This is a genomic window from Tunturibacter empetritectus, from assembly GCF_040358985.1.
Taxonomy (GTDB): Bacteria; Acidobacteriota; Terriglobia; order Terriglobales; family Acidobacteriaceae; genus Edaphobacter; species Edaphobacter empetritectus.
Window position 1 is genome coordinate 4717795 of the sequence record NZ_CP132932.1, and the last position, 14175, is coordinate 4731969.

A 14175-nucleotide genomic window follows, 5' to 3' on the forward strand; every position below is an offset into this window, starting at 1 on the left:
CCTCTGGGAAAACTTCTGTGCCGTTCTGGTCAGTGGCTGCCGCCCACTTTCATACTCAGGTGTTCTTTCCAGGAGTTAAGAGCACGCTTGTTTTGGTGGACCACTTGGCGGTGGGGCCATCCGTATAAACGACAAGATTCCCATCATCCTGCAGATAGAGGGTCGGGTGCTGGATGCCAAATGTACCCGTATTGAACACCGGAATTGACCCCGCATACGCCACCAGATTGCCATCCTCCTGAAAATCTACCTCTGTGACGCCCTTTCCGTTTATCTTGGCACTCCAGACCGGTACCCATCGCATCTGGTTGTTAGGATCGAGTGCTGGCGCCGGGCCCCCAGTCACCTGGGCTAAGCCGATGGAGGACGAGTCGACGCTCTCGAGAATCAGGTTTCCATCGGATTCCTGCAAGGTGAGCCTGAATGCACCACCAGGGGAATACCAACTGCTTCCGGGGCGAAGCCATAGCGACCGTGGCTTGTTATTACCGGGACTTATGTGCGTGTTGTCTCTGACTTGGTTGTTGGGTGGGTAAGCGATAAGGCCTACTATATCCAGGGGAAATTGGAGATCGGTGCTTTGCAATGAGACATTAATCATGGGTTCCTCCGTGTTGCGCTGATTGCGTTCTAAACGGGGCCCGCGGATTGAAGATGGCTGTAACTTATAGTCTTCGAGAGGCGCTGAAGCAAGCGATCCTTTTCGGTCGATTCAGAGTTCACGGATTGCGAATCGCAGCCCGCGCCGCCCGAGGCTTGCGCCGCTCCTACTTGAAATGAGCTTCATAGGGTTTGTCATCCCGCAATGTACCTCAATGGGAATCTTCCCTCTTTCACTTCGTAGGTCATTCAAGCTCCAGAGAACATGCGATGGTCGTCGTTCAGAGCGGAGGCGCACCCGGCTGCTTGCGAAACGCAAAAGCCATCGCCAGCAGCGGAGGAGCCAGCAGCACACCCCAAAACGGAATTACAATCCCCAGCACAATCGGCCCCAGAAACGCAGCCCACCACGGAACCTTCGTAGTGCGGTGCAGCACGTAAGGCCCAATGACCAGCCCTTCCAGAATAACGATCAGCCCATAGAGGCCGAGGACCAGCCCCAGCCGCCACTCGTCGTGACCACTGAAGGCGACGGCCAGAACCGGACCGATGAGTGCAATCATGCTACCGAAGGTTGGGACGATCTGAAGAATGCCCCCGAGGATCGCCCAGAAGGGTGCGAACGGCACACGGATGAGTTCAAGCCCGACGAGCCAGAGGACACCGACGATTAAAGCATCCAGCGTCGCCGCCCGCCACCAGTTAAGCAGCGCACCGCCTGCCGTCTTCAGATGAGTCGTCGTATTGCGGTTTCGAATCTCCATACCAACCTGTCCGCCCCGACTCGCATCAGACCTTCTGAAGCAGAACTATAACTCAAGCCACTTTCATTCGATGCGCACCTTGCAACCGCGAGGCAGACGCTCGCGCGAACGGCACTGGAATGGAGCACGATCAAGATGGCTGTCATGATGCAGGCGTTTTATTGGGACGCACCCAAGCACGATAAAAAAGAGGGCGAGTGGTGGAACTTCGTAGCCGAAAAAGTAGAGGACCTTAGCAAGGCAGGATTTAGTGCGCTGTGGCTGCCTCCCGTCTCGAAAGGCTCCGACCACACCTCAATGGGCTATGACCCCTACGACTACTTCGATCTTGGCGACTTCGATCAGAAGGGCGGCACCAAGACCTACTACGGCAACCGCGCCGAACTCGAAGCGCTGATCGCCAAAGCGCACAAGCACGGCATCGGCCTCTACGCGGATATGGTCATCAACCACAACTCCGGCGCCGACGAGGAGGAGGTCAACCCTCTCGACGGCGAGAAGCGCTGGACCAAGTTCAACCCCAAGAGCGGCAAGTTTCCCCGCGACTGGAACTGCTTTCATCCCAGCCGCTACGAGCAGGTAATGATGGAAGGCGAGAACTTCGCTGGCTTCCCTCACCTCTGCCATCGAAACCCCGTCGTCTATACCGCGATGTTTGAGTATGCCCGTTTCCTTATCGAAGAGCTAGGCTTCGACGGCTTCCGCTTCGACTTCGTAAAAGGTTTCGGCGCGTGGATCATCGGACTGCTGGCGAAGTATCGCTACGTCAAGGACGGCAAGGAATTCACCCCCTTTGTTGTCGGCGAACTGTGGTCCGGGGAAGAAGACATCGACAAGTGGCTCGACAAGGTAAACAGCATGACGGACAACCAGATTGCAGCGTTCGACTTTCCGCTGCGATACCAGCTCAAGGACGTCTGCGATAAACCGAACTACGACCTGCGCAACCTGACCGTAGGCGGCTCCGTCGTGATGAAGCGGCCCATGCACGCGGCTACCTTCGTCGACAATCACGACATGGGCGACAACGCGATCGTCAACGACAAGATGATGGCCTACTCGTTCATCATGGTGCACGAAGGGTATCCCAGCATCTTCTGGTACGACTATTACAACAACGGCCTGGCGCGACCGCTCACTCCGAACGGAATCGACGCCCTGATCATCGCCCACCAGAAGTACGCTGGAGGCGACTCGCAGATCCTGCACGCCGATCCCGACCTCTACATCATGCAGCGCGTCGGCTTTAAGGACGACAGTGTCGATCAACCAGGCCTGATCTACGTGCTCAACAACCTTGGCGATAAATGGTCGGGCACCTCAGTGAAGACCAAGTGGGTGAATCAGAAGTTCGCTCCCATCGCCTGGGACGGCCACGACGACGCTCACCCGGACGAGCGAACGACCGACGCGGACGGCAACTCCGAGTTCCCTGCTCCGCCTCGAGGCTTTGCCATCTACGCCCCTGTGTAAGAGGTGTCCTGCCGGACGAGCGCCCTGCGCGGACGAGCGGTCACTTCGTGACGCGTATACCGGTCTCGGCGAATCAAACAGCATCAATTCTCCCGTTGGTCGGCCAAGCTCTGGTCTGCGACCAACGGGAGCACCGCGCGAAGCTCGGAAAAAGGCGTGCGAACGCCCGCCCCACGCGCAGTGGGCCCGTCCGGCAGGACACACGCACCTAATGCAAAAATAAAGTTCCAAAACGTGGCGTATTTTTAGCGAGCAAAAAACACGGTGCTAAAACACCACGTCAGCCACGCAAAACACCACGTTCTCACCAGCAAAAAACCATCATTTTGCACGGTGGAAAACCAAAAACCCTCAATAAAACCGCACCCGCCACCACAACCGGATTTTTGCCAGAATTCGAGCCTCTAAAAAGCGAATGCTATCCTTAAAGCATGAAATTCGGCGTTCTGGTCTTCCCCGGGTCCAACTGCGACCATGACACCCACCACGTAGTGGACGCGATCGCGCACCAGCCCGTGACCTACCTCTGGCACGCCTCAGAGGACCTTCAGGGCTGCGACGCCATCCTCGTCCCTGGCGGATTCGCCTACGGCGACTACCTCAGAACCGGCGCCATTGCCCGCTTTGCGCCAGTCATGCAATCGGTAAAGAAGTTCGCCCAAAACGGCGGACTGGTGATGGGAATCTGCAACGGCTTTCAAATTCTGTGCGAAGCAGGCCTCCTTCCCGGCGCACTGATGCGCAACGCCAGCCAGCACTACATCTGCAAACAAACCTTTCTGCGAACCGAGACAAACAACTCTCCCTTTACGCACGGGCTGTCTCGCGGGCAGGTGTTGCAGATGCCAATTGGCCACATGGAAGGTAACTACTTCTGCGACTCCGATACGCTGGAAACGCTGAAGAAACAGGATCGCATCGCCTTTCGCTACGCCACTCGAGAGGGCACGGTGACTGCTGCTGCGAACCCGAATGGATCGCTCGAGAACATCGCTGGCGTCCTGAACGAAGGACGCAATGTGCTGGGTCTCATGCCGCATCCGGACCGTTCCAGCGAGGCTCTCCTTGGATCTGCGGATGGCTTGCGCTTGTTTCAAGCGATGGCGGAGTCTTTGGCTACAGCGCGATAACGCAACCAGCCCACTGACGCGATGATAAGCTGATCACGCAATGATTGACATTCACCATCACCTTCTGTGGGGCATGGACGATGGTGCTTCGACCCTCGAAGCCTCTGTAGCTATGGCGAAGATGGCTGCAGCGGATGGGATCACCCACATCGTGTGTTCGCCGCACTCGAACGGCCAATACTCCTACGACCCTCCCATCATCAACGCGAAGATTATCGAGTTGCAGGAGCGGTTAGATCGTGATTCGATCGGTATAAAGCTGGGCCGTGGATGCGACTTCCATATGTCGTATGAAAATATCCAGGAGGCCAAAGTTGACCCGACAAAGTTCAGCATCAACGGGCTGGGCTATCTACTGGTAGAGGTTCCGGACTATGGACTGCCGCGGGGTTTGACTGAAATCTTTTATCAACTGCAGTTGGCCGGTCTAACGCCGATTCTGACGCATCCGGAGAGGAATCCTACGCTGCAGGCCGATCAGGATCGAATCGCGGAGTGGCTGCAGCGGGGAGTACTGGTGCAGGTCACGGCGGGGTCTGTGCTAGGCCGGATGGGCAAGCATGCAGAGCGGATGGCGCATGAGCTGCTCGAGAATCGGTGGGTGCACTTTCTGGCAACCGATGCGCACAATACGACCTCGCGCGCACCAAAGATGCGAGAGGCGCTGGAGTTGGTCGCAGCGAAGTATGGGCCGGATTATGCGCATCTGCTCTGTGTATCCAATCCTCTTGCGGTATTTATGGGGAAGCCGATGCCGCCACAAGTGGAGCCGCTGAACCTCTATGAGGATCTGCAGGAGAAGAGCTGGTGGCGGAGACTGCTGGGGCAGTAGATTTGGTGGGAGCACCACGCGAAGCGGTATACAAGTCACGAAGTGACCGCGCGAATCGGGGCCTCACGAACAGGTCTTCGTTCGTGGGGTGGCAAGCGCAGTAGGCCCGTCCGGCAGGACCTATCTTTTACAATCCAAGGCCGCCGTCGACGGCGAGGAGTTGGCCAGTAATAAAGTGGGGCGCCGTGGCGAAAAAGACGGCAGCTGCCGCTACATCTTCGGCAGTGCCGTTGCGCTGCATGGGTGTTTTGCGGGCGAAGTGCTCATAGGCCTCTTCAACCTCTCCTTGAACGATCATGCCGGGGGCGATGCAGTTGACACTGATCTCAGGCGCCCAGGCCTTCGCCATGGTCTTCGAGAGCATATGCAGCGCCGCCTTGGAGGTGCAGTAGTGGCCGTGAGTGGCCCAGGGATGCAGGCCTCCTAGCGAGCCGATGTTGAGGATGCGCCCTTTGACAGCGCGCAGGTGTGGGTGCGCAGCCCGGGCCATAAGAAAGGGTGCCCGGGTGTTGGTGGTAAACATCGCATCCCACTGATCGACTGAGATGTTCTCGAGCGCTTCGGAGGCAAAGATTCCGGCGTTGTTGACGAGTAAGTCGATGCGGCCCAGATCGTTGATGACTGCAGCTACGGTCTGTTCAATGTCCTCGGGATTGCGTAGATCGCAGCGGATGGCCAAAGCGTCGACGTCGTGGGCCGCGAGCGCGTGAACTGTCTGCTGCGCCTCGGTTTGAGAAGAGAGATAGGTGATGGCTACGTCTGCGCCGCGTTCGGCGAGAGCCAGAGCGATAGACCGGCCGATTCGCTTGGCCGCCCCAGTTACAAGCACAGTCTTTCCTGTTAGCGGCCTGTCCATAGACTCTTTTCATACTGCCTGGTCGGTTACAGCTGGGGTGTCGAGTTGGGAGTGGCAGGCTGCGAAGTTGCGGGCGGATTGCCCGGTGCCGGCCTGGTAACCGGCACAGTCGGCCTTATCGGCTCCTGAACGCCTGGCTTCCTGGTTGCAGCTTTGCCATCGTTGTTCTCGTAGGAGGAGACCTGCTCCCTGGGATGAATCATAGCGACGGAGATCTCTTTGCTGGCCTCTTTGACTTCGTACTCTTCGGCAAAGGTTGCGAAGCCCGGCGCGATAACCTGCACGCGCACCGTGCTGCCTGTAGGGATAACGTCGATGACGGCTTTGCCGTCGGGATCAGTCTTGACTTCGAGGTTGCCCTCGTCCTTGCCGTCCATCGATGGATTGAAGATGACAGCGGCGTTCATGATGGGCTTGCCGTTGAACTTCTTGACGACGGTAACCTCGATGTGGGACGTAGCTGGCGGCGCCTTGTATTTGCGGCCACGCTTGGCAGGGACATCCTGATCCTGAGCCCTGGCGGGAAGGCTGGATGCGAAGGCGAAGAGGAGAACGAGGAACGATAGGGACCAGACGGTGCGGCGTGACGACATGGCCTCATTCTACGACTTTTGAGATTGGGTTTGTGGGTCGGTCATCATGGCCCGGTAGGCCTGGCGGGCCTTGCGCGGGTTTCACTCACATTTCACGCAGCCGGGTTGACAACGGGAAGCGGGCTGACTATCGTTAGCAATCGGAAGGCTTGAGTGCTAACGGCTCTCTTATTTGCTTTAGGAGCCTGGGCTGCGGCCTGTTCCACTCATTTATTGCGGCTCGGGCCAGAGGTCAATGGCAGAGGCTGCGCTCTACAACGCGGACGGCCAGCCGTTCGCCAAATCGCACTAAGGAGATGTAAGCAATGGCTACAACATCATTTACACCGCTGCACGACCGGATTCTGGTTCGGCGCATTGAAGAGGGCGAAAGCATTCGTGGTGGGATCATCATCCCGGACTCGGCAAAAGAGAAGCCGCAGGAGGGCGAGGTGATCTCCGTCGGCAAGGGCAAGTCAAACGACGAAGGTAAGGTTTTCCCGCTGGATGTGAAGGCCGGCGACAGCATTCTGTTTGGAAAGTACTCGGGCACAGAGATCAAGATCGACGGCGAAGAGTTGCTGATCATGCGGGAAGAAGAAGTCCTCGGAATTCTCAAGAAGTAGGCACTTCGTGGCATTGCACGCAGCGGATGCGCTTTCGGCGCAAAAACAAAGCTGCTTGCTTACCAATCAACATACTTTGATCGGCTTTGAGCCGGTAAACAGGAGTAAGACAATGGCAAAACAGATTCTGCATGGAGAAGATTCGCGTCAGGCTATCCTGCGTGGTGTCAATATTTTGGCTGACGCAGTGAAGGTGACGCTTGGACCGAAGGGTCGCAATGTCGTTATCGAGAAGAAGTTCGGTTCGCCGACGATCACCAAGGACGGCGTGACCGTTGCCAAGGAGATTGAGCTTTCGAACTCGCTCGAGAACATGGGCGCGCAGATGGTTCGCGAAGTGGCTTCGAAGACCTCCGATGTTGCCGGCGACGGTACCACCACTGCTACCGTTTTGGCTCAGGCGATCTATCGCGAGGGTGTGAAGACGGTTGCTGCCGGTGCAAACCCGATGGCGCTGAAGCGCGGTATCGATAAGGCGGTTGAGGCCATCATCGGCAAGCGCGATGAGAACGGTGTTTCAGTAGGTGGTGCCTTGTCGACGTTCTCGAAGCCGGTTTCGGGCGACATGATTGCCCAGGTTGGAACCATTTCGGCGAACTCTGATTCTCAGATCGGCACGATTATTGCCGAGGCTATGAAGAAGGTTGGCAAGGACGGCGTTATTACCGTCGAAGAGTCTCGCACGATGGAGACTCAACTGGATGTCGTCGAGGGCATGCAGTTCGATCGCGGCTATCTTTCGCCTTACTTCGTGACCGATGCGGAGCGGATGGAAGTTGCTCTTGAGAATCCCTACATCCTGATCTACGAGAAGAAGATCTCGTCGATGAAGGACCTGCTTCCCCTGCTCGAGCAGATCGCACGCACCGCGAAGCCCCTCGTCATTATTGCCGAGGATGTGGACGGTGAGGCGCTTGCGACTCTCGTAGTGAACAAGCTGCGCGGAACGTTGAATGTTGCGGCCGTGAAGGCTCCTGGCTTCGGCGATCGTCGCAAGGCGATGCTGCAAGATATCGCGATTCTGACTGGTGGCAAGGCGATCACGGAAGACCTCGGCATCAAGCTTGAGGGTGTGAAGATCGAGGACCTTGGCACTGCGAAGCGCGTGACGATCGACAAGGACAACACCACTATCGTTGATGGCGGCGGCAAGGATGGCGATGTCGAAGGACGCGTGAAGGAGATTCGCGCCCAGATCGACAAGACCACCTCTGACTACGACCGTGAGAAGCTGCAGGAGCGTCTTGCCAAGCTGGTTGGCGGTGTTGCCGTGATCAAGGTTGGCGCGGCGACTGAGACCGAGATGAAGGAAAAGAAGGCTCGTGTTGAAGATGCGATGCATGCGACGCGCGCGGCGGTTGAGGAAGGCATTGTTCCGGGCGGCGGTGTTGCATTTGTTCGCTGCACCCCAGCGGTTGATGCTGTAATCAAGGGCCTTGAAGGCGATGAGAAGATCGGTGCAACGATTATCCGTCGCGCGATTGAAGAGCCTTTGCGCATGATCGTCTCGAATGCAGGCGAAGAGGGCGCAGTGGTGATCGGCAAGATCCACGAATCGAAGGAGACCAACTACGGCTACAACGCCGCTACCGGCGCCTACGAGGACCTAGTGAAGGCTGGCGTCATTGATCCTACGAAGGTTACGCGTACTGCTCTGCAGAATGCGGCTTCGATCGCTGGGTTGATGCTGACCACCGAGGCGATGATCGCTGATATCCCGGAGAAGAAGGAAGCTGCGGGCGGCGGACATAACCATGGCGGCGGCGGTATGGACGGCATGTACTAAGAAGTTGTTCAGAAAAAAGTGGAGCCCTGGTGAGAGCCAGGGCTTTGCTGTTTTTGCTGGAGTTTTGAGGGGTGTTTTGGAAAAAGCATGTGTTTAGTGGTGGTTTTTTGCTGGTGTAAACGTGGTGGGATGGTGGTCTGAACATGGTCGTTAGCCGCAATGTTTTCGGAGCCGAAAAATACGCCACACTTTTGAAGATTTTTTTTGTGAAAAGATTTGTGTCCTGCCGGACGGGCGTCCTGCGCGGGCGGCGGCCACTTCGTGGCGGGTATACCGCTTCGCTTGGCGCTCCCGTTGGTCGCGAACAGGAGTTCGTGCCGACCAACGGAAGGAGCAATGCTGTCTGGTTGGCCAAGACCGGTATACGCGTCACGAAGTGGCCGCTGCCCGCGCAGGGCGCCCGTCCGGCAGGACACCTTGCGTTAGTTGGCGACGACGGTTCCGGGGCGGACCTGGGTTGGGGCGCGGAGTTTGGTTTTGGGGAGGTCGGTTGACGTTTTCAGACTGACGAGTTTTTTGTTGGCGTCTACGGGAAAGGTGGCGACGTAGGTTCGGGCGATGGCCTCTTGAAACTGCTTGAGGTAGGGGGCCATGGAGACAGGGTTCTGACCGGTGCTTTGGTAGAGCGAGAGGCCGCCGGTTCCTTCTGCCATCTGGGCGAGGTAGTTTTGTCCGCTGAAGCTGCCGCGGCCACGACTGAAGCCGGCATCGCTGAAGTAGATGGAGTAGACGGGGACGCCGGCGCGCTGGGCGTCGGTGACGGAGGCGTCGACGTAGGGGCTGTTCTGGTTGAGTGGGCTGGTGCTGCCGTTATAGGGGTCTACGCCGTTGGTGATCATAAGGACGAAGCGTGGCTTGTGGACGGGGCCTGTGCGCTGGACGGGGCTGACCTGATTTTCGGCCTGGCCGGGCCAGTTCTTGACGAAGGCGGAGAGGCAGAAGTAGGGGCTGGCGCTGGAGCCGGGGATGCCGCTGGGAATTCGGAGGCTCTGGGCTGCAGCGGCGAGGTTCGACGTAAAGCCTGAGGCTCCGGTGCCGGGAACGACGTTGCCGTTCTGCATGTAGCCGACGAAGACTTCGGTGCCAGCGGGTAGGCTGGTGATGAAGGCGCGGAGATTGTTCATCTCGCGGGCGACGCTGGTGCGGAGGCCGTCATCGATGAGGAGGGCGACCTGGGCTCCGCCAGGGGGTATGGCGGCGAGGTTGGTAAGTGGGCTGACACGATTGTCGACCTTGAGGGTGAGATCTTTTGCGGTGGGGCTGACGGGGGCTTTGCTGTCGAATGCGACGAGAGCCTGGGTGGTGGCGGGGCTCTCCTGGGCGTGGATTGTGCTTGCTGTGGTCGCTGCCAGGAGGGTTAGTGCGAGCAGATATCGGGTCATTTTTGTTTCCCTTCGTTAGGTTAGACGGTGCAGTGAGGCTGGGCGATGCGGGGAGGGAAAGAACATACATGATGGAAACACGTGGGAGACATGTTTGGTTGCGTTTTTTGGTGCGCGGTCCTGCCGGACGGGCCCACTTCGCGTGGAGCGGTCACTTCGTGACTTGTATACCGCTTCGCTAGGCGCTCCCGTTGGTTGCGAAGAAAGACGATTCCGACCAACGGGAGGACTACGCGAAGCTCTAAAGAGGCGTGCGAACGCCCGCCCTCCGCGCAGGAGGCCCGTCCGGCAGGACCTTTTTTACTGGTTTTTCCGTCCTGACACACCACTGGCTCGTCTAACTCAGACACGATGATGTTAGGGCTCCGCAAAACCGTTGTTTTCCTTGCTTCTTTGAGCAGCACTGTGCTGGCGCAGACGACGCTGCATACCACTACGACTCTGGTGGTTGTTCCGACTCTTGTGCAGACGCCGGACAAAGATCTGGTGTACTCGCTTCGGGCGGAAGATTTTGTGCTGACCGACAATGGAGTTCCGCAGAAGGTGACGCTGGAAGAGGAGACGAGGCGGCCGCTGTCGCTGGTGGTGCTGATGCAGACGGGCGGAGATGCTCGTGGACAGTTTTCGAGTTATGCGCATCTCGACACGATGATTGCTTCGCTGCTGGGCGAAGCTCCGAACGAGGTGTCGATTGTGAACTTCGATAGTCAGCCGGAGGCGGCTTCGCCTTTTACAACAAACGTTGCGGAGTGGGGCGATGCGATCGATCATCCTGATGTGGGGGATCGAGGAGCTGCGATCTTCGACAGCATCGCATATGGACTTGATTTGTTACAAAAGCGCCCTACGTACAATCGTCGCGCCATTCTATTGCTGAGCCAGGGGCACGATGTGGGGAGCAAGACTCCGTTGAAGGATGTTGTGCGGGAGCTGGGCGAGACAAATACCGCGATCTACAGCGTCACGTTTTCAGCGGAGAAGACGGCCCTACGACAGGAGTTAAAGGAACCAGGGCCCAAGACAAAACCGATTGCTGTTGGGAATGTAACACCGCCTACAGTTGGAACTTATCCAAAAGGAGGAGATACGGGAAGCCCCGCGGAGTTGATTGCTTACTTCAACCTGAGCGAGCCACTGCGTTTGATCCTCGGTGCGATGAGCAAGAATACTTCGGCTGAGGTTGCGACGTTGTCCGGGGGCGAGTGGAGCAGCTTTGACAATGCGTAGGAGTTGACGCAGGATCTTGGCGTTTTGACGAATCATCTTCATAACAGCTACGTACTCAGCTTTACACCGACTTCTTCGGAGCCGGGGCTGCATACGATCAAGGTGCGGCTGGGTCATCATCCGGAGCTGCTGGTGTCGGCGCGGAGCAATTATTGGGCGTCTGAGCCGTCGAGATGACGGTCTCTGTGGGGGAGCGAAACTTTGGATGCTTAGGTTGGAAGGTTCGAACGGTATGGGTCGGTGGAATGTGTCGGGGTCCTTCACTCCGTTCAGGATGACTGCGAAGAGCAGGCAACAACAAAGGCAACGTCAACAACAACGGCAATAGCAAAAGCAAATACGGGTCTTGACGGATACAGCAGCGCGAATCGGTCCGCTGCAACCGAGAGTTGTGGCCGCAATCCACTGCGCTGCTCACGGTGAGACAGTGAACAGCTTCGGTCAAGATGACGTGTTTTTGGGTGTGGGAGGAGAACAGATCCCCATGAAGGACGACTCTAGTTGCCGCCTATGCGGATCTTCAGACCGGCGCGGATGGTAAACGGCAGGCCCGGGTAGCCGATGGGGCCGATGTGTTGCTGGCTGAGGAGATTGTCGAGCTGGGTGAAGACTGTTACGTGGCGGGTGGCGCTGAAGAGAAGGTTGAGGTCTAGCTTGGCGTAGCCGAAGTCGACGTCCTGGTTGGGGAGGAGGAGCGTGTTGCCTCCGTTGCGGTCGTTGTGAAGCTGGAAGGTGGAGTCGTCGCTGCGGCTGGCGAGCGCGCCTTTGATGGCGGCGGAGAATCTGCTGGCAGAGTATTGGACGGCGAAGAAGCCGGTGCTGGGCGGGCGGTTGAAGGGGCGGTTGCCAACGATGGGAGAGAGAGCTCCGATGGGGACGCCGGGTATGTCAGGGTTGAAGGCTGGGGCGACGTTGTCGGAGGTGAAGGACTGCTCGACGAGTGAGGCGAGGTAGGTGTAGCCGCCGCGCAGGAAGAGGTGCGTGAGGGGCTGATACTGGAGCTCGAGTTCGAGGCCCTGCGTACGGTAGGCGAGGGAGTTCAGCGAGGCGTCAGGGACTTGCAGCGCGATGTTGGCGGGGATGCTGAAGTACTGCTCGAGGTCGTTGGGGGCGAGGCGCTCGAGCTGATGGCTGAACTGATTGTGGAAGTAGCCAGCCTTGAGGATGAGCTTCTGGTTGAGGATGTTCTGGTCCACGGCGAGGTCGAAGGTGCGGGAACGCTGGGCGGCGAGAGGGCGGATGTTGTAGGTGGCGATGGCGGATTGGTTGGCGGTTTGTGCGAGAAGCGTGTCGAGGCTGGTGAACTGGTCTTCGAGGGTTGGCTCCTGTACGCCGGTGGCGATGTTGGCGCGGATGCTGGTGCCGTGGAAGGGACGGTGGCCGGGGAGGACGGGGACGTAGGTGAGGCCGAGACGCGGGGTTCCGGCGGTGCCGTAGAGGTGGTTGCGCTCGATGGCTCCGCCGAAGGAGTAGAAGAGGCGGTGGTGGAGGTCGCCCTGGAGTTGAAGGGTGTAGAGGAAGTTGGTGCGCTGAGCCTGCTGGTTGAAGCCGGTGGTGGGATTGTAGAGGCGGCCACGCTCGTCTTCGTAGTGGAAGCTGAAGAGGGCGGCGATGCGGTAGGGGAAGGTGTAGTCGGTCTGGTAGTCGAGCTGGTCGCGGTTGTGGACGTTGTCGAGGGTTGGGGAGAGGAAGGCTGCCTGGCCGGTGGCGGTGTAGCCGTTAGCTCCGCGGAGGGTGACGAGGTCGCCGTAGGTGATGGCGTCGGGTGATTGGTCGAACTGCTGCTCCTGTTCGCGCTTGCGACTGATGCCGTAGCGGGCGAGGTTGTGCCAGTTCCCTGCCAGGATGTTTTCGATAGTGATGCCAGAGTAGAGATCCTGATCGGATTGTTTGCCGGAGGCGGAGATGCCGTAGATGTCGTGCGCTTGTGGGAGGCCAGCGGCGGAGTCGGCGTTGCGCAGGGTGAAGCGGGCGGTGGTGTTAGTGAGGATGGTATAGCCGATGTTGGCGGTGCTGGTGATGAGGTGGAACTGGTCGCGCGGGAGGGCGTTGGAGGTGTTGAGGCGGTTGAAGGCGGCTTGGTAGTCGAGCCTCTTGTAGGTGCCTGAGAGGATGGCTTCGTTGCGGTAGGTGTGGAGGTTTCCAGCGTCGCCGGTGTAGTCGAGTGTGGGGCGAAGGAAGTTGCTGCGGGTGGTGCCGAGGCTGACGATGGAGGCTTCGGCTCCGGTGCCTTCGAGGGCGCTGTTGGCTCCGCGATAGATCTCGGGGCCGGTGAGGGCGGTGGTGGCGAGGGGGCTGAAGTCGAATGGGCCGCCGAGGTTGGTGGCGGGGATGCCGTCGATGAGGATCTTGTTGGCGTCGGGGCTGCCGCCGCGAACGTAGAGCTCGATGGGGCCTCCGGTCTGGCCGGTCTGGAGGACGTTGGTGCCGGGGGCCTGGCGGAGATCGTTGAGCAGGTTGATCTGCGTTTCGAGGACTTGCCTGGGGATGAGCGTGATGGCTGCGGGGACTTGTTGGATTGGCGTGGGGATGGCGGTGGAGGTGGTGGCGAGTTGCGGGGTGACGGTGGCGTACTCGAGGACGATGTTGCGACTGACGACGGCGATGCGGCCGCCGTAGAAGGCGTCGCCAATGCTGGGGGTGAAGGGCGAGGCGGAGGTGAGAAGGACGAAGCGGCCGGGGAGTCCGCTGCGGAGCTCGTAGGTGCCGTCCATGAGGGAGAAGGTGAAGGCGACGACACGACCGCCCTGGATGAGCTGGATGCGGGCGTTGCCGAGGGGGAGGCCCAGGGGAGTGGTGACTTTGCCTCTTACGATGACGGCTCGGGCGGGCAGGGTTAGGAGGAGCGCGGCGATTGCGAGGAGGTGGATTGCGCTCCGTGGCGCCGCGGTATGCATGGTTTGATTGTAAGTGCGTGAGTCCTGCCG

At 58.7% G+C, this 14175-nt stretch carries 13 protein-coding genes; 7 read left to right on the plus strand and 6 right to left on the minus strand.

The features are described from left to right. Window positions 1-55: 55 nt before the first annotated feature. Together RBB75_RS19740 and RBB75_RS19745 are read right to left on the minus strand one after the other, a co-directional pair. Window positions 56-412, minus strand: a complete 357-nt coding sequence (locus RBB75_RS19740; RefSeq protein ID WP_353069058.1) for a hypothetical protein — start codon at window positions 410-412, stop codon at window positions 56-58. A 469-nt stretch (window positions 413-881) separates the two neighbouring features. Next, window positions 882-1364, minus strand: coding sequence for an AI-2E family transporter (locus RBB75_RS19745; protein WP_353069060.1), 483 nt, complete (start codon window positions 1362-1364; stop codon window positions 882-884). A gap of 135 nt (window positions 1365-1499) precedes the next feature. Between RBB75_RS19745 and RBB75_RS19750 the strand changes: the two genes are divergently transcribed. The 3 genes from RBB75_RS19750 to RBB75_RS19760 all read left to right on the plus strand — a co-directional run bounded on the left by RBB75_RS19750 (window position 1500) and on the right by RBB75_RS19760 (window position 4799). Further along, the gene (locus RBB75_RS19750) at window positions 1500-2837 is read left to right on the plus strand and encodes an alpha-amylase domain-containing protein (protein ID WP_353069062.1); all 1338 of its coding nucleotides are present in this window, start codon (window positions 1500-1502) and stop codon (window positions 2835-2837) included. 431 nt (window positions 2838-3268) lie between these two features. Next, window positions 3269-3967: a phosphoribosylformylglycinamidine synthase subunit PurQ gene (gene purQ, locus RBB75_RS19755; protein WP_179638319.1), complete on the plus strand. Its 699-nt coding sequence runs from the start codon at window positions 3269-3271 to the stop codon at window positions 3965-3967. A gap of 40 nt (window positions 3968-4007) precedes the next feature. Further along, window positions 4008-4799, plus strand: coding sequence for a tyrosine-protein phosphatase (locus tag RBB75_RS19760; RefSeq protein ID WP_179638320.1), 792 nt, complete (start codon window positions 4008-4010; stop codon window positions 4797-4799). 127 nt (window positions 4800-4926) lie between these two features. On the opposite strand, the gene RBB75_RS19765 is transcribed toward RBB75_RS19760, so the two are convergent. Next, the gene (locus RBB75_RS19765; protein ID WP_179638321.1) at window positions 4927-5655 is read right to left on the minus strand and encodes an SDR family NAD(P)-dependent oxidoreductase; all 729 of its coding nucleotides are present in this window, start codon (window positions 5653-5655) and stop codon (window positions 4927-4929) included. Window positions 5656-5681: 26 nt separating this feature from the next. Beyond that, the gene (locus RBB75_RS19770; protein WP_179638322.1) at window positions 5682-6248 is read right to left on the minus strand and encodes a carboxypeptidase-like regulatory domain-containing protein; all 567 of its coding nucleotides are present in this window, start codon (window positions 6246-6248) and stop codon (window positions 5682-5684) included. Between the two features lie 305 nt (window positions 6249-6553). On the opposite strand from RBB75_RS19770, the gene RBB75_RS19775 reads away from it, so the two are divergent. Both RBB75_RS19775 and groL read left to right on the plus strand, forming a co-directional pair. Continuing rightward, window positions 6554-6853 (plus strand): co-chaperone GroES, encoded by a 300-nt coding sequence (locus RBB75_RS19775; protein WP_179638323.1) that lies wholly within the window; start codon window positions 6554-6556, stop codon window positions 6851-6853. 112 nt (window positions 6854-6965) lie between these two features. After that, a complete protein-coding gene (gene groL / locus RBB75_RS19780; RefSeq protein ID WP_179638324.1) occupies window positions 6966-8639 on the plus strand; it encodes a chaperonin GroEL in 1674 nt (557 codons plus the stop codon). Window positions 8640-9061: 422 nt separating this feature from the next. Here the strand turns inward: groL and RBB75_RS19785 are convergent, their stop codons facing one another. Next, the gene (locus tag RBB75_RS19785) at window positions 9062-10021 is read right to left on the minus strand and encodes a hypothetical protein (RefSeq protein ID WP_353069064.1); all 960 of its coding nucleotides are present in this window, start codon (window positions 10019-10021) and stop codon (window positions 9062-9064) included. 351 nt (window positions 10022-10372) lie between these two features. On the opposite strand from RBB75_RS19785, the gene RBB75_RS19790 reads away from it, so the two are divergent. Together RBB75_RS19790 and RBB75_RS19795 are read left to right on the plus strand one after the other, a co-directional pair. Further along, window positions 10373-11248: a VWA domain-containing protein gene (locus RBB75_RS19790; protein WP_353069065.1), complete on the plus strand. Its 876-nt coding sequence runs from the start codon at window positions 10373-10375 to the stop codon at window positions 11246-11248. A 24-nt stretch (window positions 11249-11272) separates the two neighbouring features. Continuing rightward, window positions 11273-11425, plus strand: coding sequence for a hypothetical protein (locus tag RBB75_RS19795; RefSeq protein WP_353069066.1), 153 nt, complete (start codon window positions 11273-11275; stop codon window positions 11423-11425). A 320-nt stretch (window positions 11426-11745) separates the two neighbouring features. Here RBB75_RS19795 and RBB75_RS19800 read toward each other — a convergent pair whose 3' ends face one another. Beyond that, a complete protein-coding gene (locus RBB75_RS19800) occupies window positions 11746-14145 on the minus strand; it encodes a TonB-dependent receptor plug domain-containing protein (protein WP_353069067.1) in 2400 nt (799 codons plus the stop codon). Window positions 14146-14175 lie beyond the last annotated feature (30 nt).